This is a genomic window from Pseudomonas sp. Y24-6, from assembly GCF_020295325.1.
In the GTDB taxonomy this organism is placed as follows: domain Bacteria; phylum Pseudomonadota; class Gammaproteobacteria; order Pseudomonadales; family Pseudomonadaceae; genus Aquipseudomonas; species Aquipseudomonas gregormendelii.
The window spans coordinates 75990-101141 of record NZ_JACBXG010000004.1; the positions used below are offsets into that span (position 1 = coordinate 75990).

At 55.3% G+C, this 25152-nt stretch carries 21 protein-coding genes and 3 pseudogenes; 6 read left to right on the forward strand and 18 right to left on the reverse strand.

Annotated elements, in window-relative coordinates; genetic code table 11:
* The first annotated feature begins 176 nt into the window (after positions 1–176).
* Genes HYI44_RS09150 through HYI44_RS09160 form a run of 3 tightly spaced genes read left to right on the forward strand, consistent with a single transcriptional unit; the run spans position 177 to position 1804 of the window.
* Complete coding sequence (locus HYI44_RS09150) at positions 177–398, forward strand: tautomerase family protein (protein ID WP_225569246.1); 222 nt, start codon at positions 177–179, stop codon at positions 396–398.
* Positions 395–1051 carry a DsbA family oxidoreductase gene (locus HYI44_RS09155; protein ID WP_225569247.1) on the forward strand — a complete coding sequence of 219 codons (657 nt, stop codon included), beginning with the start codon at positions 395–397 and terminating at the stop codon, positions 1049–1051. The genes HYI44_RS09150 and HYI44_RS09155 overlap by 4 nt, the downstream gene beginning before the upstream one ends.
* Before the next feature lie 42 nt (positions 1052–1093).
* Positions 1094–1804 carry an SDR family NAD(P)-dependent oxidoreductase gene (locus HYI44_RS09160; protein ID WP_225569248.1) on the forward strand — a complete coding sequence of 237 codons (711 nt, stop codon included), beginning with the start codon at positions 1094–1096 and terminating at the stop codon, positions 1802–1804.
* Positions 1805–1910: 106 nt separating this feature from the next.
* Here the strand turns inward: HYI44_RS09160 and HYI44_RS09165 are convergent, their stop codons facing one another.
* Positions 1911–2189, reverse strand: a complete 279-nt coding sequence (locus HYI44_RS09165) for a DUF6124 family protein (RefSeq protein WP_225569249.1) — start codon at positions 2187–2189, stop codon at positions 1911–1913.
* Positions 2190–2465: 276 nt separating this feature from the next.
* Here HYI44_RS09165 and HYI44_RS09170 point away from each other — a divergent pair, with 276 nt between their 5' ends.
* Both HYI44_RS09170 and HYI44_RS09175 read left to right on the forward strand, forming a co-directional pair.
* Complete coding sequence (locus tag HYI44_RS09170) at positions 2466–3524, forward strand: aromatic ring-hydroxylating oxygenase subunit alpha (protein WP_225569250.1); 1059 nt, start codon at positions 2466–2468, stop codon at positions 3522–3524.
* Between the two features lie 88 nt (positions 3525–3612).
* Entirely contained in the window at positions 3613–4563 is a 951-nt protein-coding gene (locus tag HYI44_RS09175; RefSeq protein WP_225569251.1) for a PDR/VanB family oxidoreductase, read from the forward strand.
* A gap of 9 nt (positions 4564–4572) precedes the next feature.
* On the opposite strand, the gene HYI44_RS09180 is transcribed toward HYI44_RS09175, so the two are convergent.
* From HYI44_RS09180 to HYI44_RS29375, 5 genes are all read right to left on the reverse strand, one after another.
* Positions 4573–5286 carry a GntR family transcriptional regulator gene (locus HYI44_RS09180; RefSeq protein ID WP_045061350.1) on the reverse strand — a complete coding sequence of 238 codons (714 nt, stop codon included), beginning with the start codon at positions 5284–5286 and terminating at the stop codon, positions 4573–4575.
* A gap of 83 nt (positions 5287–5369) precedes the next feature.
* The gene (locus HYI44_RS09185; protein ID WP_225569252.1) at positions 5370–6620 is read right to left on the reverse strand and encodes an OprD family porin; all 1251 of its coding nucleotides are present in this window, start codon (positions 6618–6620) and stop codon (positions 5370–5372) included.
* 67 nt (positions 6621–6687) lie between these two features.
* Positions 6688–8022 (reverse strand): MFS transporter, encoded by a 1335-nt coding sequence (locus HYI44_RS09190; protein WP_225569253.1) that lies wholly within the window; start codon positions 8020–8022, stop codon positions 6688–6690.
* 744 nt (positions 8023–8766) lie between these two features.
* Positions 8767–9048 (reverse strand): DUF3077 domain-containing protein, encoded by a 282-nt coding sequence (locus HYI44_RS09195; protein WP_225569254.1) that lies wholly within the window; start codon positions 9046–9048, stop codon positions 8767–8769.
* A 621-nt stretch (positions 9049–9669) separates the two neighbouring features.
* Positions 9670–10278 (reverse strand): LuxR C-terminal-related transcriptional regulator, encoded by a 609-nt coding sequence (locus HYI44_RS29375; RefSeq protein WP_225569255.1) that lies wholly within the window; start codon positions 10276–10278, stop codon positions 9670–9672.
* Between the two features lie 445 nt (positions 10279–10723).
* On the opposite strand from HYI44_RS29375, the gene HYI44_RS09205 reads away from it, so the two are divergent.
* Complete coding sequence (locus HYI44_RS09205) at positions 10724–11347, forward strand: hypothetical protein (protein WP_225569256.1); 624 nt, start codon at positions 10724–10726, stop codon at positions 11345–11347.
* 32 nt (positions 11348–11379) lie between these two features.
* Here the strand turns inward: HYI44_RS09205 and HYI44_RS09210 are convergent, their stop codons facing one another.
* The 12 genes and pseudogenes from HYI44_RS09210 to HYI44_RS09265 all read right to left on the reverse strand — a co-directional run bounded on the left by HYI44_RS09210 (position 11380) and on the right by HYI44_RS09265 (position 25134).
* Positions 11380–12051: an RES family NAD+ phosphorylase gene (locus HYI44_RS09210; protein ID WP_225569257.1), complete on the reverse strand. Its 672-nt coding sequence runs from the start codon at positions 12049–12051 to the stop codon at positions 11380–11382.
* A 1053-nt stretch (positions 12052–13104) separates the two neighbouring features.
* Positions 13105–13656 carry a DUF6037 family protein gene (locus tag HYI44_RS09215; protein ID WP_225569258.1) on the reverse strand — a complete coding sequence of 184 codons (552 nt, stop codon included), beginning with the start codon at positions 13654–13656 and terminating at the stop codon, positions 13105–13107.
* A 43-nt stretch (positions 13657–13699) separates the two neighbouring features.
* The gene (locus HYI44_RS09220; RefSeq protein ID WP_084471758.1) at positions 13700–14041 is read right to left on the reverse strand and encodes a DUF6527 family protein; all 342 of its coding nucleotides are present in this window, start codon (positions 14039–14041) and stop codon (positions 13700–13702) included.
* Positions 14038–15420, reverse strand: coding sequence for a ThiF family adenylyltransferase (locus HYI44_RS09225; RefSeq protein ID WP_225569261.1), 1383 nt, complete (start codon positions 15418–15420; stop codon positions 14038–14040). The genes HYI44_RS09220 and HYI44_RS09225 overlap by 4 nt, the downstream gene beginning before the upstream one ends.
* On the reverse strand, positions 15417–16508 hold the full coding sequence (locus HYI44_RS09230) for a multiubiquitin domain-containing protein (RefSeq protein ID WP_020299877.1): 1092 nt from the start codon (positions 16506–16508) through the stop codon (positions 15417–15419). The genes HYI44_RS09225 and HYI44_RS09230 overlap by 4 nt, the downstream gene beginning before the upstream one ends.
* 208 nt (positions 16509–16716) lie before the next feature.
* Positions 16717–17073 (reverse strand): YegP family protein, encoded by a 357-nt coding sequence (locus HYI44_RS09235; protein WP_225569262.1) that lies wholly within the window; start codon positions 17071–17073, stop codon positions 16717–16719.
* A 114-nt stretch (positions 17074–17187) separates the two neighbouring features.
* A complete protein-coding gene (locus HYI44_RS09240; protein ID WP_225569264.1) occupies positions 17188–17748 on the reverse strand; it encodes a winged helix-turn-helix domain-containing protein in 561 nt (186 codons plus the stop codon).
* Positions 17749–17791: 43 nt separating this feature from the next.
* Positions 17792–18901, reverse strand: coding sequence for an ATPase (locus HYI44_RS09245; RefSeq protein ID WP_225569265.1), 1110 nt, complete (start codon positions 18899–18901; stop codon positions 17792–17794).
* A gap of 1224 nt (positions 18902–20125) precedes the next feature.
* Complete coding sequence (locus HYI44_RS09250) at positions 20126–21562, reverse strand: IS1182 family transposase (protein ID WP_225569266.1); 1437 nt, start codon at positions 21560–21562, stop codon at positions 20126–20128.
* Between the two features lie 101 nt (positions 21563–21663).
* Positions 21664–21939, reverse strand: a pseudogene (locus HYI44_RS09255) (hypothetical protein).
* A pseudogene (locus HYI44_RS09260) lies at positions 21936–22915 on the reverse strand (integrase domain-containing protein). The pseudogenes HYI44_RS09255 and HYI44_RS09260 overlap by 4 nt, the downstream one beginning before the upstream one ends.
* A gap of 891 nt (positions 22916–23806) precedes the next feature.
* Positions 23807–25134 (reverse strand): annotated as a pseudogene (locus HYI44_RS09265) (tyrosine-type recombinase/integrase).
* Positions 25135–25152 lie beyond the last annotated feature (18 nt).

Below are 25152 nucleotides of genomic sequence, written 5' to 3' on the forward strand. Positions count from 1 at the left end.
TCATATTCCCGTCAATTCCAGTAGAGCGGCCAAAACGTCATGCACCCTCGATCTCATTGATTACCCCACGTAACTAATGATGTTCCCGCCCCCATCTTTATCCCCTCCACCCAACTCCCTACATTGAGCTCCAACACCTACCCATCATTCCGAGGGCAGGTCACTGGAGATTCCTCATGCCTTTCGTCAGCGTTCGCATTACCCGCGATGGCGTTACCCCAGAGCAGAAAGCTCAGGTGATCGCCGAAATCACTGAAACCCTGGAACGCGTCCTCAATAAACGCCCGGACCTGACCCACATCGTGACCGAGGAAGTCGACACCGATAACTGGGGCTACGCCGGCATGACCACCACTGCGTACCGAAAACAACTGGCCGAAGAGGAGGGCAAGTCATGACCGCGTCGGTCACCGTCGATTTCGTCTCCGACGTGGTGTGCCCCTGGTGCGCCTTGGGTGCCACGGCGCTGGAGCAAGCGATCGCGAATGTGGCGGGTGAAGTCTCGGTGCAGCTCACCTACAAACCCTTCGAGTTGAACCCGGACATGCCGGCAGCCGGCGAGAAAGCCGTAGAGCACCTGATGCGCAAATATGGCCGCACCGCCGAGGAAGTCGCCGCCGGCAAGGCCATGCAAATCGCTCGCGGCGAAGCCATCGGCTTCAAGTTCGACCTGGAGAAACGCAGCCACTTCTACAACACCTTCGATGCACACCGCCTGCTGTTGTGGGCCTTGCAGCAAGGGCGGCAAATCGCACTGAAGAAGATCCTGCTGCGCGCCTACTTCGCCGAGGGCCAGAACCCCAGCGATCAGCAAACCCTGGTGCGCCTCGCGCTGGAAGCCGGGCTGGATGAGGACGGAGCACGTGAAGTACTGACGTCCGGCGCCTTCGCAAGCGAAGTGCGCGAGCTGGAAGGTTTTTACCGCCAGCACGGCATCAACTCGGTGCCGGCCATGGTGCTCAACGGTCGTCACCTGGTGTCCGGTTCACAGTCGGTCGAGTACTACGAACAGATGTTGCGACAAATGGCCAACGCCCCCGCTGAAGCCTGATTACTTACTTTTCAAACCATCATTTCTGAGTAGAGGTTCATCATGAGCAATTCGAGAAAAGTCATCGTTATTACTGGCGCATCCCAAGGCCTCGGCGCCGGCATGGTCAAAGCCTTCCTTGATCTGGACTACCAGGTGGTTGCCACTTCGCGGTCGATCAAACCCTCCACCGATCCGGACATCCTCACCGTGGCCGGCGACATCGGCGAACCTGAAGTCGCTCAACACGTCATCCGCGAAACCATCGCCCGTTTCGGCCGCATCGACACCCTGGTCAACAACGCCGGGATCTTCGTCGCCAAACCGTTCACGGACTACACCGCCGAAGATTACGCCGCCGTGCTGTCGGTGAACCTCAATGGCTTCTTCTACATCACCCAACTCGCCATCACCGAGATGGAAAAGCAAGGTAAAGGGCACGTGGTCAACATCACCACCAGCCTGGTCGATCATGCGATCGATGGCGTGCCTTCGGTACTGGCGTCGTTGACCAAAGGCGGCTTGAACGCGGCTACCAAATCCCTGGCCATCGAGTACGCCAAACGCGGGATTCGGGTGAATGCGGTCTCGCCCGGCATCATCAAGACGCCGATGCATGGTGAGGAGACTCATGCGGCGTTGGGGAGCCTGCACCCGATGGGGCACATGGGCGAGATCGATGATATTTCGCAGGCTGTGGTGTATCTGGACAGCGCCAAGTTTGTTACTGGCGAGATTTTGCATGTTGATGGTGGGCAGAGCGCTGGGCACTGAGGTTTGGTGCTTTTAGCCTTCGACAAACAAAGCCCTCGATTGAGGGCTTTGTTTTGCGGGGTCGAAACAGGTTCACCTGCAGACCCTATCTCCCGCAACGGAACGCTTAGGCGACCGGATCGAGTTGATCCAGAGCCCGGTTCACCGAGAGCTCTGCCAGCATGAGAATCTGGTGAACGCCCAGCAGGGCGTTGCGGCTCGGCCCGTTTTCGCGGTCGGCGATGTCCATGGTGATGACGCTGGCGGATGCCAGGGATTCGCTGACGGAGCCCAGGAGGGTTTGGATATCGACTGTCGGGTTGATGGTGTACATCGTGGAAGGGGTGCGGGGGGTGGACTGGATATCCAGGCCGTACCTCTGACGATCGTAGCTTCCAGCGAACATACCTAACGCCCAGGTCTCGGACCCCTGCGCCAGTCGGGCCTGCACTTGCTCCGATAACGCTTCACGCTCACAGCTTCGAACGCGTTATTCGGTGCTCAGTGTGTATTGCGATCCGAGAATGCGGCCTTGGTATTTCGAACTCGGACAACGCTTTACTGCAGAGCTTTCCAGTACTCAATGGATCCATTGATGTCTGTATCAGGCTTAATGCTTGACTGATTTGAGAATACTCATATTTAATGGATCCATAAAAACAAGCCTGCGCTGGAGATCTTCATGTATCCGAAAAACACCTGGTATGTCGCCTGCACCCCTGACGAGATCGCTTCCAAGCCTCTGGGGCGGCAAATATGCGGTGAGAAAATCGTTTTCTATCGAGGCCTTGAGGGGCGCGTTGCCGCTGTCGAGGATTTTTGTCCTCATCGCGGCGCTCCCCTCTCGCTTGGTTATGTCGACAACGGCAACCTGGTGTGTGGATACCATGGCCTGGTCATGGGCTGCGACGGCAAGACCGTCGAAATGCCGGGTCAGCGCGTACGGGGCTTTCCGTGCAACAAGACTTACGCGGTTGAAGAGCGTTACGGCTTCATCTGGGTCTGGCCCGGGGAGCAGGACAAGGCTGATCCTGCACTGATCCACCACCTGGAATGGGCTGTGAGTGATGAGTGGGCCTACGGCGGTGGGCTGTTCCATATCAATTGCGACTATCGACTGATGATCGATAACTTGATGGATCTCACCCACGAAACCTACGTACACGCCTCGAGCATCGGCCAGAAAGAGATCGATGAAGCGGCGCCGGTCACCACTGTCCAGGGCAACGAGGTGGTCACCGAGCGGCACATGGAAAACATCATGGCGCCGCCGTTCTGGCGAATGGCCCTGCGTGGCAACAATCTAGCTGACGACGTGCCGGTAGACCGTTGGCAGATCTGCCGCTTCAGCCCGCCCAGCCACGTGTTGATCGAGGTGGGCGTGGCCCACGCCGGCAAGGGCGGTTACCACGCCGAGCCGCAACACAAGGCCGCGAGCATCGTGGTCGACTTCATCACCCCGGAGACCGAAACGTCGATCTGGTACTTCTGGGGCATGGCACGCAATTTCAATCCCGGCGACGAAGCCCTGACCGCCAGCATTCGTGAGGGCCAGGGCAAGATTTTCAGCGAAGACCTCGACATGCTCGAGCAGCAGCAGAAAAACCTGCTGGCCCATCCCGAACGTAACTTGCTCAAGCTCAACATCGATGCTGGGGGCGTGCAGTCCAGGCGCGTGCTGGAACGTCTCATCGCCCTTGAACGAGCACCGGCGGTCGAGCTGATTGCGGCGGCCAAATAGCCAAGGGCATTGCCCTTTAGCGCTACGCCAGTCCCCTCCCAAAGATCCTGTTCGCGGCCACTGCGGTGGCCGGTCTTGAAGGTGCGCCATGATTGAAGTCGTCGTGTCATCCCGCAACAACGAAGCGTTGGATATCTGCAGCTACGAGTTGACCTGTGCCCAAGGCGGGGCATTGCCCGAGTTCAGTGCCGGGGCCCATATCGACGTGCACCTGCCCGGCGGACTGATCCGCCAGTACTCGCTGTGCAATCACCCGCAAGAGCGTCATCGCTACGTGATTGGCGTACTCAGGGACGCCGCCTCGCGCGGTGGTTCCCAGAGCCTGCATGAGCAGATCAACAGTGGCGATCGGCTGATGATCAGTGAGCCGCGCAATCTGTTCCCGCTGGTGGCCGAGGGACGACGCAGCCTGTTGTTCGCCGGCGGCATCGGCATCACCCCGATTCTGTGCATGGCCGAGCAACTGGCCCAGAGCGGCGCCGATTTCGAGCTGCATTACTGTGCTCGCTCCAGTGAACGTGCGGCGTTTGTCGAGCGACTCAAAGGGGCATCCTTTGCCGATCGTGTGCACCTGCACTTCGATGAACAAGCCGATTCTCGCCTGGACGCCGCCGGGGTTCTGGCCAACCCGCAGGCTGACGTGCACCTGTATGTCTGCGGCCCCTCAGGCTTCATGCAGCATGTACTCGACAGCGCGAAGGCTCAGGGCTGGAGCGATGGGCAGTTGCACCGTGAATACTTCGCCGCGGCGCCGGTGGATACCGCCGGCGACGGGACGTTCCAGGTCAAGCTAGGCAGCAGCGGGCAGGTGTTCGACATTCCTGCCGACAAGACGGTGGTCCAGGTGCTGGAAAGCCACGGTGTCGAGATTGCCATTTCCTGTGAGCAGGGCGTCTGCGGAACCTGCCTGACCCGTGTGCTGGAGGGGGTGCCGGATCACCGTGACCTGTTCCTCACCGAAGACGAGCAAGCGGCCAATGATCAGTTCACGCCCTGCTGTTCGAGGGCCAAATCCGCGTTATTGGTGCTGGATCTCTGAACGAGCCGGTCATTCGCCGCGCGCGATGACTTTTACCCGCTCGCCATTGCCGATTGCTCCGAACACTTCGGCGTAGCGCAGCGTGGCGTTGGCGTGTTCACGCATGATGGCTTCAGCGCGTGCGCCCTGGCGGCTGACCAGCGCGTCGTAGACCGAGTGGTGTTGCATGTGCGCGAAGTTGAAGCGCCGGTATTCACGCGCCATGTCTTCACGATCGATCGCCAGCGCTGACACGGAGGCGAAAGGGCGATGGTCGTTGCGCGACAGGGCTTCGGCAATGGCCGGGTTGGCGCTGCTGGCGACGATCACCTGATGAAAACGCATATTGAGGTCATGGAATACCTCAAGGTCTTCTTCGGTCACAAAGCCTTTGTCGAACAGTGCATCGCCCTGCACCAGGCATTCGAGCAGCGCCGCCTGCGCCTGTTCACTCAACCCGCGCTCGGCGCTCTGCCGCGCCGCCAGCCCCTCCAGCACCCCGCGTACCTCCACGGCGCCGGCGATATCGTCGGCGCTCACCGAGCGTACCTGATAGCCCCGCCCGCCATGGCGCACCAGCAAGCCTTCCTGTTCCAGGGTCAAAAAGGCCATGCGCACCGGCATGCGCGAGACGCCGAAGCGTTCCGCCGTCGGAATCTCCATCAGCCGTTCGCCGGCCGCCAGCTCGCCCGAGGCGATCATTTTGCGCAGTGCGACCAGCACCATTTGACCTGGTTTGCTCATGCAGGCGACTTCCAGTGAGGGGTCGCCATAGTAACGCAAGGAGAGGGGGAGATGCAGGGGCGCCAGGCGCCCCTGGGCGCAGGTCAGAGTGACAGTGGGTAGCTGACGATCACACGGGTCTGATCGAAGTCACTGTTGAAACTGCGGCGGTTGGTGGCGTTGTTGACCCGCAGGCTGAGGTTCTTCAGCGGGCCACTTTGCAGGGTATAGCTGAGCTCGGTGTCGCGCTCCCATTCCTTGCCATTGCTGCCAGCCTTGGTCGTCGCGTTGTCGCCATGACCATAGCGGGTCATCAGCTGCAGGCCGGGAATACCCACGGCGACGAAGTTGTAGTCATAACGAGCCTGCCAGGAACGTTCATCGGCGTTGCTGAAGTTGCCGTTGAACATGTCATTGCCCAGGGTGCGCCCACTGCTGCCATACACGGACATCCAGCCGGTATCGCCGCTGACTTTCTGCAGCCCCAGATACAGGGTATGGCCCCCCAGGTTGGCCGAGAACAGCCCGTAGGCGGTATGGCTTTGCACGTTGCCGATACGCGCGCTGCCGTCGTCCTTGTCGATGAAGTAGCCCAGGTTCGCGCCGAAGGTCCAGTCACCGAACTTCTGTTTATGCAGCAGGTTCAGATAGCTTTGCTGATAGATGTCTTCGAGTTGCGAGTGCCAGGCGCCAATCAGCGTTTGTTGTTCGTTGAAACGGTATTCGGCGCCCGCGTAGTTGAAACTGTCCGACATGACGGTGGGAGCCGCCCAGGCCGAGAGGTCTTGCATGTCCGAGGAGTTACGCAGGCTCACGGCGGTGTATTGGCCTGCCTGCAGGCTCAGGCCAGGGAGCTCTCGGGACACCAGCGTGGTGCCCTGGAAGGTCTGTGGCAGCAGGCGCCCGTCATCGTAGCGCAGCAGCGGAATATCCGGCATGAGCTCGCCGAGCATCAGTTCAGTGTCGGACACACGCATTTTTGCCGCCACCCCCGCGCGCCCATAGTCGTCGGCGGCGTGACCATCGTCGTGCACCGGCAGCAGCTCCGATCCGGAGCGTTGAGGGCCGCTGTCGAGCTTGACGCCAAACATCGCTATACCGTCCAGGCCAAAGCCGACCACACCCGGGGTATAACCGGAACTGAACTTGAGGATCGCGCCCTGGGCCCATTCCTCGATCTTGCTCTTGCTGGCGCCGGGATCGTTGAAATCCCGATTGAAATAGTAATTTCGCAGCGTCAGGCTGGTCTTCGAGTCCTCGAAAAAACCGCTGCTTTCAGCCAGCGCCGAAGGAATCAGGGCAAGCGCTATTGCACCGCCGAGCAGCGCCCGGGGAGGGAAGGAGAGGTACGTCATTATTGTTGTTTTCCTGAAGGATGTAGTCAGTAGCGGGGACCGACCCCGCTACCTCTTTGCACGGGTGTCAGGCCTGGCTGAGCTGGGTGCCAGGCTGTGGTTGTGCGGCAGGCCGCAGTGCCAAAAGCACAGCAGCGGCGATGACGAAAACCACGGCAAACACCCCATACAGGTGCAGGGGTTGCCAGCCGCCGTCCAGCAACAGGCCGGCCACCGTAGGCGAAAGAATCGCGCCAATGCGGCCGATACCGATGCCCCAACCCACCCCCGTCGCGCGCACCGAAGCGTCATAGACAATCGGCGACAACGCATACAGGCCCGCCACACAGCCGTTGGCAAACAGGCCGATCAACAGCCCCAGGCCTAGCGCCATTGACACCGATGAAGCCGAGCCGACGAACAACACCAGCAAGCCTGCGGTCACCAACATGAACAGCGACAGCACCCGAGTCAGCCGCCAGCGCGAGGCCATGGCGCCAATCAATGCCGCGCCAAAAATACCGCCAACACTCAGCAACACCCCGCCGCTGATACCTTGTTGTGCCGACAGCCCTGCGGCGACCAGCAGCTTCGGCGTCCAGCTCATCACGAAGTAGAAGCCGAACATCACCAGGAAGAACAGCAACCAGATCAGCAGCGTGGTGCGCCGCGATGCCGGGGAGAGCAACTGCGCCAGGCGTCCGCGGCCTGAAGTTGGCGCTGTCATGGCGAGGGGCAGGGCGCCCAGCGCCGGCTGGCCGAGGCGGGTGGCCAGACGATTGATCCGGGCCAAGGCATTGACGGGACGGCGGGCGATCAGAAAATCCAGCGACTCAGGCAAATACAGCAGCACCAGTGGAATCACCGCCAGGGTCACCACGCCACCGAAGATAAACACCGAGCGCCAGCCAAAGTGCGTCAGCAGCCACACCGACAACAAGCCGCCAAGCGTCGCGCCCAAGGCATAACCGGTGGACTGCAGGCTCACCGCCAATCCTCGCCAGCGCTTGTTGGCGTACTCACTGGCAATCACATTACTGCTGGCCAGGATCCCGCCAATACCCAGGCCGGTCAGCCCGCGCATTAGCGCGAGTTGCAAGGGCGTCTGGGTCAGCGCTGACAACAGCATGCCGACACCCGAGAGCAGCAGACAAAACAGAATCAAAGGGCGACGACCAAAGCGATCCGCCCACGGGGCAATGAACAAAGAGCCTGCCGCCATGCCAAACAGCCCGGCGCTCAACAACAGGCCGATCTGCGCACCGTTCAGGCCCCATTCGGCAGACACCGAAGAGGCCGTGAAGGCCATGACCAGCACGTCGAAGCCATCAATCATGTTCAGGACAATACAGATGCCCACGGCCAGCCACTGGAATGGCGCCATGGGGCGCTCGTCCACCACTCTCTTGAGATCGACGGTCATGGTCGGCCCTCGAAACGAGGCTGTGCACAGGTAAGGCTGGAATAGCAGACGTAAGGGGCTGCAAGCCAAGGCTTGAGCCAGATTGAGAAGTCACTCATCACGACAGACACCCTTGTTATTTTTATGGGCGGGCAGGTGGGGTACCTGACACCGTGTGGTGGCAGTCAATCAATTTATGGATCCATTGAGAAGTGGGTTTCAGAAAAATGTTATCTGTAAATTTTTAAACTACGAATAAAACTTTTTTAAATCAATACTTTATCTTGTTATTGAAAGTGTTCGATTATCGGTCGGATTGGATTTTTGTCTTTTGGGGATCCACTAATCGTCGGCGAGGGGCTGTTTTGGTAGACCCCGGGGATATGCTTTGCGTTTTAAGCCGAGCGCCGCAGACATTATTTACGCACCGTTCGCTTTTGGCTGTTTACTGCCCATCGCCCAGGGCATCAGTCGGCCAAAAGCGAACTTCGATGGCCTGTTCACTTTAAATCGCCTGAGCGAGCATCTGCTCTGAGCGGGTGCAATTCCCCGAAAACGATCGGTCCAGGCATCATTCGCGATCGACCCCGAATCAGCAGGAGCCCCGCTGCAGAAGGCCCGATTTGGATGACCCCCTGTGGAAGACCTCCTGTGGGAAATTACTCTGTGAGAACTACCCCTGTGGGAGCAAGGCTTGCCCGCGATAGCGCCAGATCATCCACTACAAACCCAAATGACCCAGCACCATCGCAAGCCCACCTTCGACTAACCCCCAGAACCCCCTCGCTCTCGCATCAAAACCTTCACCGAATCATCAACCAACGCCTTACCCATAGCCACCAGATAATGCGCAGCCCAAGCATGCCGCCCATTGTCCTTCGCATAAGCCGCATCCTCAGTCAGCGACTTGGCAAGGCAAAGAAAATCCGAAGCCATCGATAACGCATCGGTAATGGGCACACCACCAATGACGTGAAACATCGCTTGATTACCGAGGTAGATCGCGGGGGTGAAGCCGATGGTTTTGAGTTCGGGATTGTCGGTCATTTGCCACCTCCGTTGATGGAGATGCAGTGGAGGAGGGCATATGGTGGGACGTCACGCAACCGGGAGCCGCGTAAAGGGGAAAGCCAAGTTTCGAACGGATTTTTGCTGCGCATAGTGAAGCTCCTTAATTTGAAGAGCTGCCACAATTCGTTACCAAGCGAATGGGTGACAGCTGTGCGCAGGTTGGTAAACCGGGAAATCAAGGAAACCGGCACGTCCGAAGACGTCCCACGCACAGCCGCCATAACGCATGTCGCAGGCGAAAAAAAAGCGCCTGCGAACGCATAGCACTGTTGCGCAGTGATTTACCTCGGGTTACCAAGCCCGGTCGCTGAATTGGCAGCGACGGCGTCAGGGTATCGCGAGCGTTCCTCCCCCTGCAACCACCGACAACTTTGGACTGACTTCTGAAATCCGCTGGATAAGGTCATCTGCGCTCCTTTTGGCTCATCGATGGCCTTGATAAGACCGCTAAGATCCCAAAACCGAGATTGGCGAAACGTAGTTCTCGGCCGGAGGCGATCAGTAGATTCCCCAGCTACTAAGACGTAATTTGTGCAGCAACCCAGATGCGCTACTTAACCCTGGTTCTTCTTCAACCGCGCTATGCAGCGCTTCGCATCACCCCTTGCAGGCGATAGAGAGGTCAACGACACCAAATTTTCCATACAGCTTGCTCGAATACTGCCTTACATTGACTGGATTGATTTCTAGGATTGCAGCGATTTTCCACGGTGCGTTGCCCTGTAGGGCTAAGCGCAGAACGACAAATTCTCTCTGCGTAATGCCCAGGTCTTTATGAGAAATCGCGGCAACATCTGCTGGGCGCAGGTCTATGACAGGATCAGGGTCGATCCCTCCCTTTCCGATCGTGGCGCTGGGTAGGTAGACCCCACCGTGAAGCGCTCGCTGTATTGCTTCAAGCATGACCTCGTGCGACGCGCTTTTGGGCACAAAGGACGAGGCGCTGCGGCGCATCACATCATCGACAAAGCGTCGTTCTGACTCCCCATACATCACTATCACGGGTGCGGTAATCCTTTTGGCCAGGTCGTCGTCCTGCGGCTCTTCTCGGCTGCCTTTGAACAAGGACAGCAAGCTCAATCCATGCTCAGCACTCAACTCATCGCTGTAGCTGGATGTGGGGATGCACAAGTCCAGAAAGATCACGTCGAAAATTTTTGCGCGAACATGATCAAGTACTTCCTCCTTGCAAGAGGCTTCAAACACCGCGGCACCTGGATGAACCCCCACCCTGAATGAGGCTGCGGACACCCGCTCTCAAAATGCCATGTCATCAATCAGCAAAATGCGCATTTCCGTTCTCCACCCATGTCGGTCTTAAGGACGGTATTGCTGAGAGTTGCAGTCTCTTACCTACTACAACTGTAGTCCCTGAGTCTCTATCGTTGGGATCAGTAGCTATTCGGATTACCTATGACTGAAAGACACTGCCTTTCGTACCGGCATATGAGTCGACAAGTAGACAAGTAGACGATCGGACAAATTGACAGATTGACAAGAGTGGCGCCTCCTGGTAGCCTGATCCTCAAATACACCGCACACCAGAATCACCGCACACGAGCAAGACCTGAAAGACCGAAAGACCGAAAGACCGAAAGACCGAAAGACCGAAAGACCGAAAGACCGAAAGACCGAAAGACCAGGAGAGACCATGTCAGTAGCAACCCACGAGATAACTCAGTTCACCGTCGAAGCGGCCAAGGCAGAATTGCGCAGGCGCTTTGAGATAAGACTCGATTCTGCTCCGGAATCCGTTGTGTTGAAGGCTGTTGCCCTCCCGGATGAAAAAGCCTTTACCGCAGTCTCTAAAGTGGACTCTGATAAGAATCTGAGCATCGAAACGCGCAATCAAAAGGCCGTGGCTAATATGCGCGCACGCGCATTTGAGCGAGTTAGCAGTCGATGTGAATTGCTTACAGCCCAAGAAGCTCACGATATTCTCGGTATATCCAAGCAAGCGTTGAGTCAAAAGACTAAAGCTAAATTAGTCTTGGCGTATACAAACACAAGCAATCGCCGGAAATACTACCCGTCGTTTCAGTTTTCTGATAACAAGACGAAGCCGGTGATTGCAAAACTAATCAACGAACTCAATATTGATCCTGCCAATACGGAGGCCATGAACTTTTTGGTTCAGCATCTGGTCAGCAAAATGGATTACTCCAATCCTGGCGAGACTGAGAATGTGGTACCTCGTTATGAGCTTCTAGATAACAGCGCAGCCATTGAAATTATCAAACGTGACTTTATAAACGCGTTTGAGTCAGGGCAGTGAACCGAGCCTCCAATTGGAGGCCCGGTTTTACATCACTCTAGGGCAACACCTAGGCTATCCAAAAACTCTATGGCTGTTTCGCCATTCGACAACACAACCTTTGTCACAGGTATATGGTCGATAGGTTCAACTTGGGTGCCTCGTCCTGCGAAGAGAACAAGATTGCATCCGTCCATAGTTCCGGTAACAGAGTAGACCGCAGACGGGTAGAGGATCCCATCAATCTTCATACCCAACTGCATGCACGCCCCGCTGAATTCCTGGGTTAGTGCATACCCCTCTTTACCTTGTCCCTTAGCCTGAACGATATCCCGAAGCTTGTGGTGCGTCGCACGGTTTGCCAGACCGGCTACGTCCACTACGTTCAAAATACGAGCTGGCTTCAGCTGATGCAGTGAACTGCTCTCCAGTGCGGAGAGGGTTACTGGCTGATCGTCTACGCCTTGGCCGGCCTGGAAGGACTCGGCAAGCGCAACTTCCTTACTGAAGCCCAAATACATGACCCCGACTTTTTTCTCTGGGTCAGAATAACGCGTATCTGAATCAGGATTATAGTAAACGGGGCTGTCATCGTGCTCGGAAGGTTGCTTACGATGTAGTATCACATCGGAGGCTATTTCCCGTACCAACTCAGGGTATTTGGTCAGCGTCTCTGCTGCTTGATTAGGTACATCGCTTTCTTTCTTTTTTACCGCTGTGCTCATAGAAAAGTCTCCGTTCTAGCATTATTGCGCTCATGGCATATAATCCAAAGCTTTTGGGTTTTGCCTCGCCACAATCGTGGGTTGGCGGTGTTGAGCCGAAGCCCGCGATGAATATATAAAAGTTCCTTGGGAAAAACCAGATTTTTTAGTGCGTTATGAGAATTTTATATTTGTATGCCTTTTTGTAAGAGCTAGTCTTTCTATAAGCTTGTTCAAAATTTAACATTTAAACAATGTTGCCTCGGTCAAAGCAGACTTGTCGACCTTGATTTTGTGATGTTATAAGCGTAAATCTGAAGGTTGTAGCTAATAATAACGCCATTTGAGAATTGGTTAATGCTATGTTTTTCTCCCGCGAAAGCGGGTTCGATCAGCTACAAAAAACATCGTATGTGGATGCCTTACGGCTGCAGCTCCTGTCAGTTCCCTGTGTGCGATAATCTCCTCATACATAGGATAGTCCCGAGCAGCCAAGCCCCTGAGGTTTCAGGTGTAGGCTAAAAGTAAGCGACCCAGAAACAACAAAGCCCCTGCATTTCTGCAGGGGCTTTGTTTTGTCTGGTGCGGCATCAGACGAACGGTTGTTTGCTGTGAGGCCCCGATTTTGGCGGGACTGGAATTTGGTGGATTTTTCGACGTACCTCAAAGGGTATCTATAAAAAAATCAGCTAGCTATGGCCTTCTGTGGAATCGAATCGGGAATATTGGGGCCCTATCGATTGCTGCTATGCAAGAGGACGTCTGCTGCTGAAGACATTTTGAACGCTTCAGTGAGATCACCGCTTTCGAATAATAGCTGGGGAGGGGCACAAAGTGTCTCGAAGCTGCCCTTCCCACTCTCGATACCTCAGAATTACGGTACTGATCAGGGTTAAGTTAGCGGATGCCAAGTGGTAAAGCCCCAAGCGAAAGGGGCTTTATGATGACCGTCAGAGTCGTCGCCGTAACTATGACAGTGCTTCATGAGGGCCCGCAGTGTGGCTTTTCACAGAGCGTCTCCGCTGAAAATGATCTTGTCGGCAGCCTTCGTGTCTATAGCGTTGTCTATTGGCACTACCGATCAGGCTCGACGGAGCTCCATCTCGACGATGCGCTGTTTTTCTCGCTATAGATGAGGGCAGCAGGACCCAGCAGCAGTAACGTTTTTTTCTTGTTCTTAGCGGATGGGCCTCCAGTTGTCCAAGGTATCCACGTGTCAAAGAATGGCCGATCCCGCTCCTCCATGTCATGTCGCAACTGAAGGATTTCGGATGTCGTCGGTACATTGTTCGTATGGGCGACGCTTGGGACGATTTTGTCCAAGTCCTTGAAAAACTGTGTGCTGCTGAAGCCCTTCATTGAGAGGCCATGTGCGCGCAGCACATTTACCAAGTTCGAATTTTCTCCTTTGAGATAGGTCGCCATCTGAAATGTTTTCGTGATGGGGAACAGGAAAAAACTCGGATTCGCGCCACGTGTCGTCAGTGAAAGCTCGTAGTCTCCTCGCATGGAAAATAAGCAGTCAAACTCCACTGCCCCGGTTTTGAACCTGAATTTTTGGATGTCCAGGTTTTGGGCTTGCATGCTTTTACCCAGTTTTTCCAAGCCGCTCATGTGTATGGTCATGGTCTAACCTCGTCCATTCGTTAGTTTTTACTCGTGAGGGCGATCACACCCATTTGATGCGGCCGTCTTTGACCCAGAAATGAGACCGGCAACCATTGTTCAACCATACGGACGGATGAAGGGACGGCTGGCCAGCTGGATTCAACGTGTAACTCCAGCGAGGATTGGCCTCCTCAATCACAAGCAGTTCAATGGTTCGGCCGCAGCCACATGGGCATCGAAAACCGATGCACCAGTCTTCTCTGCCGTCCCTGGCAAGTACGAGCGAGCGAATTGGCATCTTGACCGGAAGAGAATCTCCCTTGACGACGATCAGTCTTCGAGGAGGGAGGTATGGCTCAAGCCAGAGCAGTGTGTTGGCTAGCAGATTTCGGAAGAAGGTCATGGCCGTACTCCGAGGTCAGGCAGCCCCAGAAGGGGTTCTTTCCCTCCTTGCGCCAGTTTAGGGTTAGGCGCTTTTCTGAATGAGTCCTCGTGTTCGAAGTCCTCCAGGCACCCAGACAGCGTGAAATTTGTTTGGGCATATTTGGAGTTGTGTTCTTCGCGAAACGGGAACGCCCGGGCAATGAACTCGTTCACGCAAGCACTGGCTGCTCGCATGTTCAGCGTGATCACAGAAGGGGCTTCCTCCTGAACACCGGAGATGTAGCCATGCTCCACTTGATCACGATGTGCGTCGGGGTTAGTGCTCCGCAGTGCCTCAGCGTAGAGCGAGTCTGGGGTGTAGATTTTACGGTCGGCCAGTGTGGCGCCGCCTGGCTTGACGTAGTCAATTCGCCCCTGAACGTCGTGAATTGCTCTTCCATCTGACTCGGTGGGACGGGTAGGAATTTTTACCCCTACGTCGAACAATGGCGTTAGGAAGCTTGATGCCATCAGATCACAGATCATCCGGCCTTGGTGCGTATCGACGCAGCAAAAAATGACATCAGCGTTAGCAACCGCTAAAACAGCTTCGCGCGAGAGCACCGAGTTGTTAATTGGCTCGGCGACGTTGGGGCCACGGATCCGCTCGATGGCCTCTGCAAACATCTCAACTTTAGGGCGTTTTGACTGGGCATCGGCGATAGTCGAGTTGAGGATACGATTGAGGTTTTTCTCTTCAACATGGTCATGATCAACCAGGATGACTTTGCCAAACCCCAAGCGGGTCACTTGCTCCGCGACGATCGAGCCGGTGCCTGAGACCCCAATCACCGCGACCGTCAGTCGCTGGAGTGCGTGGGTCATCTGCGAAGTAAATGCCATAGGAGGCGTCAGGTGCTCTTCCGCGTCGATCGACCAGAAAAGGATCGTGTCTCCGGGGACCGTGACCAGCTCAATGCCTTCGCACGTTTGGTCAGGATGATAAATGCGCGCGCGCATAGCTCCGCACGGCACCATGATGGCCGAGCCGTGAATGGACTCCACCCCCTGAGCTAGCGAAACCATAGTGCCGGCATCGCTCGCATCGTCGACCCAAGAAAACTCGTACAAACCGCCAGGATGGGAGTGGATCAAAATGATTGAGCGCGCCCCCACGAGCGCTCTATCGATGGCGTCCTCTAGGTACTTGCCTGGCCAGGTGAGTGAGTCAGGAGTACGGACTGAGCACTCCTTGTGCGGTACCAAAATCAGCTCTTGGCTGAGAAGTTTCAGGTTGCTGCCAGGCGAGCGAGTGCAAATGAGGATGGCTGCGGCTTCCTTACCGTCGCCCGGGAACAGGTGTTCCCGAAGCGAGGTATGGATCTCGTCCGTCAGCACCAGACGAGAATGGGCTTTCACAGGCCTACCTCCTTCATGATGCAACCGTCTGCCATCGCGAGTTGGGTGGTGATGTTGTCCGTTGCCGGATTCCAAGCCCGGTGACGCGACCAGCCTTGGAACGTGACGCCATCGATGTGGCCCACCACTTGGGTCTGAGCGATCTCTGCCCCGTTCGCCAGTCGCACTGCTGGATGGACGTAGAACATGTCGAGCATGGCGGCTGGATAGCCAGCCGGCACGTTCAGTGCCAGCTGAACCACTGCGTGGGAGTAACCAGGAGGAAGTTGGTAGTCGTTGATCACCAGCCAGCGACCACCGTCAGTGTTCAAGCGGGTTTCCCATTGATGGCCCGCCGCGTTTAGATACTGCTCGTCCTGTGGCAGCAGACTGAACTCACGGCGTGGTACCTGCGGGACCTCGCCGTTACTCACGTCCTTTTGAGTCAACCGAAGCTTTTCGATACCTGGGGCGCGCAGATCGATCACGTCATTGATGGTGAGCTCCTTCTTCGGCTGGTCACTGACCATGAGGAAGATCTGCCAGGCTTGGTTCGTGTCGAGTTTGGCTTTGATCATGGCCTCACGAACGCTCACCGTGTGCGTCTCGAACTCGTAAACCACACCCTGGACATTCAGCTTCCAGATGGCTTTACGGGTGATGAAGCGCTCGACCCCCGGCTCGTCCAAGTCAACGAACTCGTTGTTCTCGATATCTTTGTCAGCTTCGTCTTCACGTTCGAGCAGCAGCCGCTTGTTGTCTGCGATGTCTGCCAGGATGCGGATGGTTTGACCGGAGATATGGTGACATGGCCATTCAAATCGGGCGCCATCCACGGTCAGAAGGTATTTCCGATCCGACTCGACCACGATGAAACGGTTCAGGCCATCAGTGATCTTGGCGATCTCGTCCGGGCGAATGTCTTCGAGAGCCCCCGAGGGCAGCAGTTGGAGGATGACCGGCAATTGATCAGGCGTGAAGCCTGCCGCCGCCGCAATTTGCGCTCCAGTGGGAGTGCGATCTTCCAGATGAACCGGACGGAACTGCAGGTCATCGCCAGCAATTTGAACGGTGATATGGTGTTGATGATGCTGATTTTCAGTGTTCATATTTCAGTATTTCCTTTGAATTCCGCGCATAGCGGCTTCGGGTCGCCGAGGGGCGATCCAGTTCATTGCCGTAGCTGAGAAGTTCTGCAGTCGATGCTTGACTGATGTGCGGAACATGGGAATACTGTTGTTCGCTTGAAGCATTCCACTCCACCGTACGGCGATTGCACTCGCTTTCCGGTATCTCATCTACGAAGTTTTTCTTCGGTCAGGTGGCTTTACATTTTTCCTCTCCTTCTTCGCTGTAGTTGACGATTTGCGCTGTCGGCGCATATTTCTTAACTGCTGAAATCACTGCGTCCCGATCATTAGCGGTGGCTTGCTTGCCTCCGTGGCCGATGATCCTGTTGTTGGACGACCTCAAGCTAAATGAATGCTCCCCTGTCTCGCTCCTGCTGTAGAACCGGTCGAATGGAGAGTGCTCACGACAGGACTCAATTCCCTTACCGCAGCTGGCCCGACTGGTGTACACGGTGCTGGAGAGGATCACCATTCCTTTGGCGTCTTTGAGCTGAAAGCGCATTTCGCCATTTTTCGACTCGTGAATCTCGTAGTGCGCTTTCATGCGGGGTCCTCCTGGTCACCGTACCCGTCTCGATCAATGATCAGGTTTAACCAGAATCCAAAAAAAAGGAGACATGCCAAGAGCATACCTCCTTTTCTCGATAAAGCAACCCATTTAAGCAGAATTGCCAATCACGTGGTAGACGAACTCTTTCCCGCCGCTTTCAGCGGTCATCTCAGCTCTCACCAAGAAGCCGTCCTCGGATAGGCGTTTGAGGCGGGTGCTAGCGTTCTGAACACTCATATCTAGAGCTTGGGCGATTTGGACAGTGGTCGCTGATCGCTTTTGGGTAACGGCGTCCAGAAGGGCTCTGCTGGACTCGGATGGCTTAGGGCCGACGAAGAAGCATTTGTTGCTGGTCCAGCACGTAACTATGTAGTCACCTGATAAAGCTGCACCATTTAGATTATCGATTATGTCTTCATCTGCAATATCTCTAACGAAAAACGCTATCTGTTTAGCGTATCGTTTAAAAGTGTAGATTAAACATTCACGGAGAAAGGAAACATCAGCGCCTTCAATTCTCTTGAGGGATATACCAATTGTTTTTGATTTTATCTTTGAATCAATAAAATCAATTAATTCAGCATGAGCCTTCCTACCCCTAGCTGTGCCGTAGGGGTTGCTTCCGTCCGTGAAATCCCGAAGGTCTATAATGCTAATATTCTCGTTCATATCTTCAGTTTAACCAGAAATATCTTAAATGTCAAGAGTGAATTTAAATGTCAAGGGTGAATTCAAAGACAACATGTGTTCCCGAAAGTTTCGGTAAGTCTAAGGACCACTCATGACCATAAAGGCTATGATTTTTGAAAGTAAGCGCTACAGAAAAATTTTGCTGCCTAATTTTAATCGTAGCATTCAACTTCTCCGCTTGATATTGGCTAGCATTCAAGCCGGCACCCCTGCCTTTGCCCAGTCTGCTCAGCCCTCTATATCTCATCGCATGAATAATCAACATAGGGTCTGAGATTTTTTGCGAGCCTGGGAACTGGTTGGCTATCTCAGGAAAATGCACATCAAGCGCAGGGCGTAGTGTCGCGCAGATACCTTTGCCTGAATCCGAAATCACCGCCACCAGGCACGTTGAACCGTTACGTCTGTAGCTTTGTAGCCCAGCAAACCCAGGTATTTGGGTGTCTGAGTGTTCCTCTACATTGCCCACAAACTCGCTGACGAGGGTAAACAGCTTATTGGCATGTTGCTCGCCAAACGCCTCGACGAAGCTGTGCTTGATACTCTCAGGTACGCTCTCATTCGCTGGGTTATCGCTGTTGCTAGGCTTGATCTCTAGCAGCTCTACCAATCCAGCATTATTGGCTTTGTACTGTTGGGCTGCCGAGGTAGGCGGTCGGCGAGGAAGAACTTTAACCGCCCGATCCAGCCGATCGATAAAGCCCGACCGATTCAAGTAAGAGAGCGTCGATTTGTTCTCTGTGAAATCAATCTCAACTGTTTTTTTTGAAAAAATCAGTTGATTGGCAAGCGCTAGGATTCGCGCGGCTGCACAAAGAAGGACTTTTCGTTCCTTCTGAATTTTTAATACTACATGCCCATGAATAGCATCTAGCGGTGATCCGGACTTTAAGAGTGACTTCTCAAAGTGTTCTTGGGTTATCCATGTCCCTGTAGAGGTAAACTCCAAAACAAAACTTGCATCCTTCTTTAGCTGCCATACGAAATTATCATCCTGGACAAAAACATCTAGATGGTCGTATAAGCATTTAGTTACCTCTTTCCGGTCGCACTCCAGAGCTTTCGCAATATCGCGAGCTTTCAGCCCTGGGTTTCCTTTGAGTAGCTGGGCAATCCTTTTCCGCATCGGCATTGGAGGTATCACTTAAATATTAAAGCAGTTATATAATTTCCTTGAGGTTCAGATTATTTGGAATAATTTGAACTTCTCGATCGCCGGTGATTCTGTGGCGGTGGTGAAAATTATACAGCTACACGGGTGGAAGCAAAATGCCATCCAGCGGTTTTACGCTTTCCTCCAGGTTTGCGGAAGTGGGCTGCCGGGCCCTCTCGCGGGTCATCCACGTCATGGGTATTTACTGTTTGTGCATACAGTATTTTTGGCAAGCCTTGCTTTGCGTGCTTGCTGAGCTAAGCAAGGCACTGCTCGCAAGCTTGGGGGTACCCGACTCGGCCCCCCGGCCTGTCTCCGCTAGTTGGATACCAGGCATCTGGCCCAGCAACTGCCAGCTATTCATCACGTTTTTTCCCTCAACCTGATCCTCGCCCAGCACATCGACGGATGTCAGTACATTCTCGGTGTGAAGTGCTACGCCGGCCTGACCTGAAGCGCTCAATTCGCCTAGGGCGATGGTCGAGTTCCCAGGTTGTGAAGCCGAAAGGTCGGGGCGGCCAGGGCTGTGAGAAAAGCGAATGAGGTTGAAGCGGTTTTCATAAAAGCTTCTAATGTCCGCAAGCTATGGCCTGCGGCGGTACTGATCTGTGGTAAGCAAGGGTCGATTTGACGCTAGGGCTATGCAACCACTGGAGGGCAAGCTCCATAGATTCAGGCGGCGTCACATGATAAATATGTTATGACATAACAATAAAACATTGTTTTCAGATTGATCGTCCTGCTCACGCACTTGGGTCGAGATCAGCGGTACCAGCTTTCACGGGGAATCAGCGCTAGCACCTCATGCCAATTACGAAACCGGTCGATCCACCGATAGAGCGTCGCGTTGTCGACGCCGACATCCTTCGTGCGCTTTTCTAAGCTATCGCGCTTGACGATCGAGTGATTGATGAACGGTTGGATCGCGAAAAACGTTGTTGAGCAATGGCCCAGTCATCAGAGATGATGGTCGATATGCCCGCCGTCGCTAGGTATAGAGATCCTCCCGTTAATGTCCGCTATGGGTCCAGGCTGTGTGAAAACGCACTAAATACGTCGAAAACTGAAAGTTGCGAGGGTTGCCTGTGGAATCAGCGGGCGGAAGCGCGAATTAGCTTAGTCAGTGACATAGACGTTCGTAATGCCGTTTGGGCCGCGTCAGCGGCCCAAACGGCTACTAACTGGCGAGCCAAACGGCTGGATTCACGCCCTGATCGCCTCAAGCAGTCCTGCGATGCCGAAGATGCTCATCATTCGTTTGAGGTTGTAGGCGAGCACATGAAGGCTCATCTCAGTGCTCACCCTCGGCAGGGTTTTGGTCAGGAAGTGGGTACTTCCCATCCAGTACTTGAGCGTTCCAAAAGGATGTTCAACGGTCTGTCGACGAACCCTCATCATCGCTGGATCATGTTCTAGCCGAACCTGCATCGCGTCGACTACAGCTTCATGTTCCCAGCGCTTCAGACGGCGCTCCTTTCCCGTCGTACATTGCTTTTGCATTGAGCAGGACTGGCAGCCCGAGAAGTAGCAACAATGCAATAACATGCCGTCTTCCATCGACGAATGCCGCCGGGTCAGTAACTGCCCCGCAGGGCATCGATACTCGTCCGACGCAATAAGATAGATGAAATCCTGCTTGCCGAATCTGCCTTCGGCTTTGCTGCCAGATGTGAGGGGTTTCGGTACGTAGGTAGTGAGGCCGGCTTGCTCGCAAGCAAGGATTTCCAGACCTTTGTAATAGCCTCGGTCGGCTACCACCGTTAGCGATTCAGCCTCGATTTCTTCACGCGCCTGGTTCGCCATATTGCTCAGTTGCCCACGATCATTACCAACGTTGGTCACCTCATGGGCAATGATCAGATGGTGTTTGTCGTCGACAGCTGTTTGTACGTTGTAGCCAACCGTTCCGGTGCCTCGGCCGCTCGTGGCCATTGAGCGTGCATCTGGGTCTGTGAGGGAGATCTGCTGGTCTGGACTTCCGTGGAGCTGCACCTCGATGTCCTTGAGTTTCTGCATCTGCTTTTTCAGTGTTTCTATCTTTTCTTTAAGCCGCTCTGCTTTGGCCTCGGCCACTTCGGGCGTTGCCCGATCCGCCGAATCCATCGCCGCCAGATAGCGATCAATGCTCTGCTCGATCTGCTGCATGCGTGCCTTCACCTTGCCCTGAGTGAAGTTGCGGTCGCGATTATTGACGGCTTTGAATTTGCTGCCGTCGATGGCGATGATCGACTGAGAGAAGAGATTGAGGTTGCGGCAAAGAACTACGAACTGGCGGCATACGCTGCGAATGGCTTTGCCGTTGTCTTTGCGAAAGTCGGCAATGGTTTTGAAGTCCGGAGCCAAACGCCCCGTTAGCCACATCAACTCGACGTTGCGCTCGGCCTCACGCTCAAGCCGGCGGCTGGACTGAATCCGATTGAGACAGCCGTAGATATAGATCTTCAGCAACACCGCTGGGTGATAGGCCGGACGACCAGTTGCGGCAGGATCGACGCCCTCAAAACCAAGTGCGCCCAGGTCGAGTTCATCGACGAAAACATCGACCACGCGCACTGGATTTTCTTCGGCTACGTAATCGTCCAGACACTCCGGCAGCAAGGTGACTTGCGTCCGAGCCTCACCTTCAGTAAATCGCTTCATGATCGCCCCCGCTACGATCTCGACGATCAGAAGATTAGACAATTGCGGGAGTTTTCACACAGCCTGGGTCGGTTGCGGTCGGTCGTTAAAGTCAGATCTTCTTAGCACTTGAAGACCCATGCTCTTTCTAAACGACGAGCCAGCAGCCGCACTGTTAGCAAGTAGTAATATCGAGTCGCCTTGCATCGTCTCGCTAGTCGATGGTTGAGAAACCAAACAACATGCTTTTTCTTCCAACCCCAAGGTGTTTCTAGCTGCCAGCGTTCAGATATCTCCGCTTGGATGAGCTTTGCTTGCCGTAAATGGCGCTGCCGCGTTGCTTACGATCCCGTCAGTACCGCAGCCAAGAACAGTTCCATATCGAATGGCTTACTCATATGCGTCCTCCAATGTAGGCCGCGACCACATCGATACGCCCGTGCCCCAGCTCATAGCTGATCTGCCTCCGAGCTTCATGATCAAGTTTCCCATCTACCTGGCAACATTGGCCGCCGTTGATAGGCGCGGGGTGTTGGGTGATTTGCTCATAGCGTTCACATGCGTACGCCGCCCTTAGCTCATGAAAGCCTTTGAGGTTGTGCGCATGCAGGATGTCCCGTGCTGGGCGGATGATTTCCTGCAGAACATTCAGATAGCTTTCGTCTGGCGCAATCAGGCTACGGCTACCACTAGGCGACACCTGCCGTGCAAACCCAAGTGCGTCTTGAATATGGTGGTCCACCGCAATCCATCGTGGCGCTGAGGCGCCAGCTCGGCCGCCTTTGGTGCCATCCTGGATGTTGATCCTGCCTAGGCCGTTAGCCTCAAGGCTCAGCCGTGGCAAGTCGGCTAGGATGGCCTCACGCAAGCGCATGCCGGTGGCTCGCGCCAACAGAACGATCGTGGCGGCCCGCAGTTGATGATGGCGGCAAAGCACATCGACGATCTGCTAACCTGTTCGCGGTCTTGGCCCTGCGGCACCGACTGTCGAACCCCGGTGCGCTGCATACCCAACGCCTTGCTCGGACTGGGCAATGTCACGTACTGATCACCGCGAAGCGCTGCCATGGTCCTGTTAACGCTGGATAGGCGGTTTTGTGCGGTGCTGACAGCAAGGTCACCGCGGCTAACCACGTCGCGTAGGTACGCCGCATAGTCCGCCAACACCTTCCGATCAATCTGCCGCGCATCATTGATACCCGGCCCCTGTTCTGAGCGGCACCACTTCACGAATGCCTGCCATCGACCACTGTGCGCCTTGACCGTACCGTAGTGGCCACCGCCGAACATGTCTTTCAGTGCCTGCGGCCCTGCATAGCTCAATTGCCTGCCGTAGCCGAAATTACGGCCGTCGCGTCTACCCACCAATGCCAAGTCGGTCACCTCATCTACCGTTCTACGATCCTCGCCCCACGTCATCCCGCCAAGAATGTTGAGTGTTATCAGGGATCAAGGCCCCTGCGACCTGTGGGGAATGTCCACTACGCGGGACTGGCGGCTCCTTACGTCCGGGAGCAAGGGCATCTCATGATCTAGCCTCCTTAACACCGTTGCCGGTGGGCGGGTGGAGGCAGCGCTGGCTGACTAAACCAGCGCCTGAAGATCCTGAGCCGGGTGAACGCAGCAATGCGATGACCGGGGCATGCCTGACTGTCAGTCAGGTGCAGTCCATTCCCTGGTCTGCGGCACCATCATCTACATGGCTGTTGCTGGTGACATCGGCGTTTGTCACGCCGATTGTCACGAGGGGGATTGCCGCAAAGCCATGTGCGATAAGGGCTGCAGCAGTGGTAGAAGTGCCCGTCTCTTTCCACAGAAAGAGACGGGCACAGGTTGGCGCAATAGTCGGCCAAGCGGATAGGTTGCTGCAGGGCAGCTGGGTACGGTGTATTGGCGCACGAGCGCCGTATGTGTAAGAGCATCCATCACATGGGTAGTGACCGGGTGAGCTGCCGGATGCGAATCGCCCTTGGGGAGAACCACCGCGGGAGCGGCGTGACCTTGAAGGCTCGGGTCACCTAGGGTGCTGTCAACGACAGCATTTGCAACAACAGTTCTACGCCTGTGGATAATTTTGGTCAACGCCCCATTCCTCGTGGCCTCTGGAGCTGTGCATGAAATTATCCACCGGTGGAAATCATTGGTATCCAAAGGATTTGTGTCGGCTTTTAGCTTTGCAAAGCGAGGTCCATCCAAACAGGGCGGCTTTGCAGCCCTGTTTGGATGGACCCAAATTAAAGAGCGGCCAACGGTGTTCTGGAGGGTTCACCGACGATTGAATGCGCCACGCCCACTTGGCAAGGGGGTGATGTTGTCGCCAGCTGGATGGGCGAACTCATGTGGTGTGACATGCCCCGATCTGTTGGCATCGATGTAATTGCTCCACCACGCCATGATCAGCCGACGCTGCTCCAGAAATTCGGCCTTGTGGATATAGGCGGCGCGCACGCGATTGCGTTCCTTGTGGCTCATCTGCCGCTCAATAGCCGCGTCTGTCCACAGCCCTGATTCCAGCAAGGCGCTACAGGCCATGGTCCTGAATCCATGCCCGCATACTTCCTTGGATGTGTCGTAGCCGACGTTGCGCAGTACCTGATTAACCGTGTTCTCTGACATTGGCTTCCAGTACTTGTGGTCACCGGGCAACACCAGTTCGGAGAAGCGACTCAAGCCGCGCAGCCGTTCAAGGATCGCAATGACTTGGGGAGAGAGCGGCACCATCTGTATGTCTCCGCTCATCTTGGTGCCACGGGTGGAATTGCGTACGCCGTCGATGGGCTTGCGGGTGTCAGGAATTTCCCACATCGCCCTTTGCAGGTCGAACTCATCCCAGCGCGCAAAGCGCAGTTCGCTGGAGCGCACGAACACGTTCAGCGTCAGCAGTACAGCCAGCTTGGTTAGCTCACGGCCATTGTAGTTGTCGATCCGGTCTAGTAGTTCGGGGAGGCGGTTGAGTCAGAGGGCAGGGCGGTGCACGGTACGCGGGGCATGAATCGACCCTGCCAGATCGAGCGCCGGATTTTGGCTGATATGCCGCGCCCGCTTCGCGCCCCGCATGATCGTGGAGAGATAATTTTGTACGCGCAGAGCAACGTCCATGGTGCCGCGTTCTTTGATACGCAGAGTGACCTCGAGCAGATCATGAGTATCGAGTTCAGCGATGGGGCGTTGGCCTATCAAGGGGAAGACGTGGGTGCGCAATCGACTCATGACGGTCTTGGCGTGTCCCTCCGTCCAGCGCCGAGACATTTCGGCGTGCCACTCCAGGGCGACGGTTTCGAAAAGCAGGGAAGCTCGTTGAGCAGCTAGCTTCGCTTTCTTCTTCTCTTCCATCGGGTCTAGGTTGTCGATCAACAGGGCCTTGGCTTCATCGCGCTTGGTCCTCGCGACGGCCAGGGAGATGACGGGGTAGTTGCCGATGATCAGCGTGCCTTCCTTGCAGCTGGGCTTGAAGTAGCGTAATCGCCACGTTTCACGCCATTGGGTTTCACGAAGAGGTACATGCCGCCACCGTCGAACAGCTTGTAGGCGCGTTCGCGAGGTTTCGCCGTACGGCATTTGAGGTCGCTGAGAGGAACGGCTAGACGTGGCATAAGGGTACGTTCTCCATG

Excerpts from the sequence above, each read along its gene's own strand:
- HYI44_RS09150 (WP_225569246.1), top strand. The coding sequence starts at position 177 with ATGCCTTTCGTCAGCGTTCGCATTACCCGCGATGGCGTTACCCCAGAG.
- HYI44_RS09155 (WP_225569247.1), top strand. The coding sequence starts at position 395 with ATGACCGCGTCGGTCACCGTCGATTTCGTCTCCGACGTGGTGTGCCCC.
- HYI44_RS09160 (WP_225569248.1), top strand. The coding sequence starts at position 1,094 with ATGAGCAATTCGAGAAAAGTCATCGTTATTACTGGCGCATCCCAAGGC.
- HYI44_RS09165 (WP_225569249.1), bottom strand. The coding sequence starts at position 2,189 with ATGTTCGCTGGAAGCTACGATCGTCAGAGGTACGGCCTGGATATCCAG.
- HYI44_RS09170 (WP_225569250.1), top strand. The coding sequence starts at position 2,466 with ATGTATCCGAAAAACACCTGGTATGTCGCCTGCACCCCTGACGAGATC.
- HYI44_RS09175 (WP_225569251.1), top strand. The coding sequence starts at position 3,613 with ATGATTGAAGTCGTCGTGTCATCCCGCAACAACGAAGCGTTGGATATC.
- HYI44_RS09180 (WP_045061350.1), bottom strand. The coding sequence starts at position 5,286 with ATGAGCAAACCAGGTCAAATGGTGCTGGTCGCACTGCGCAAAATGATC.
- HYI44_RS09185 (WP_225569252.1), bottom strand. The coding sequence starts at position 6,620 with ATGACGTACCTCTCCTTCCCTCCCCGGGCGCTGCTCGGCGGTGCAATA.
- HYI44_RS09190 (WP_225569253.1), bottom strand. The coding sequence starts at position 8,022 with ATGACCGTCGATCTCAAGAGAGTGGTGGACGAGCGCCCCATGGCGCCA.
- HYI44_RS09195 (WP_225569254.1), bottom strand. The coding sequence starts at position 9,048 with ATGACCGACAATCCCGAACTCAAAACCATCGGCTTCACCCCCGCGATC.
- HYI44_RS09205 (WP_225569256.1), top strand. The coding sequence starts at position 10,724 with ATGTCAGTAGCAACCCACGAGATAACTCAGTTCACCGTCGAAGCGGCC.
- HYI44_RS09210 (WP_225569257.1), bottom strand. The coding sequence starts at position 12,051 with ATGAGCACAGCGGTAAAAAAGAAAGAAAGCGATGTACCTAATCAAGCA.
- HYI44_RS09215 (WP_225569258.1), bottom strand. The coding sequence starts at position 13,656 with ATGACCATACACATGAGCGGCTTGGAAAAACTGGGTAAAAGCATGCAA.
- HYI44_RS09220 (WP_084471758.1), bottom strand. The coding sequence starts at position 14,041 with ATGACCTTCTTCCGAAATCTGCTAGCCAACACACTGCTCTGGCTTGAG.
- HYI44_RS09230 (WP_020299877.1), bottom strand. The coding sequence starts at position 16,508 with ATGAACACTGAAAATCAGCATCATCAACACCATATCACCGTTCAAATT.
- HYI44_RS09235 (WP_225569262.1), bottom strand. The coding sequence starts at position 17,073 with ATGAAAGCGCACTACGAGATTCACGAGTCGAAAAATGGCGAAATGCGC.
- HYI44_RS09240 (WP_225569264.1), bottom strand. The coding sequence starts at position 17,748 with ATGAACGAGAATATTAGCATTATAGACCTTCGGGATTTCACGGACGGA.
- HYI44_RS09245 (WP_225569265.1), bottom strand. The coding sequence starts at position 18,901 with ATGCCGATGCGGAAAAGGATTGCCCAGCTACTCAAAGGAAACCCAGGG.
- HYI44_RS09250 (WP_225569266.1), bottom strand. The coding sequence starts at position 21,562 with ATGAAGCGATTTACTGAAGGTGAGGCTCGGACGCAAGTCACCTTGCTG.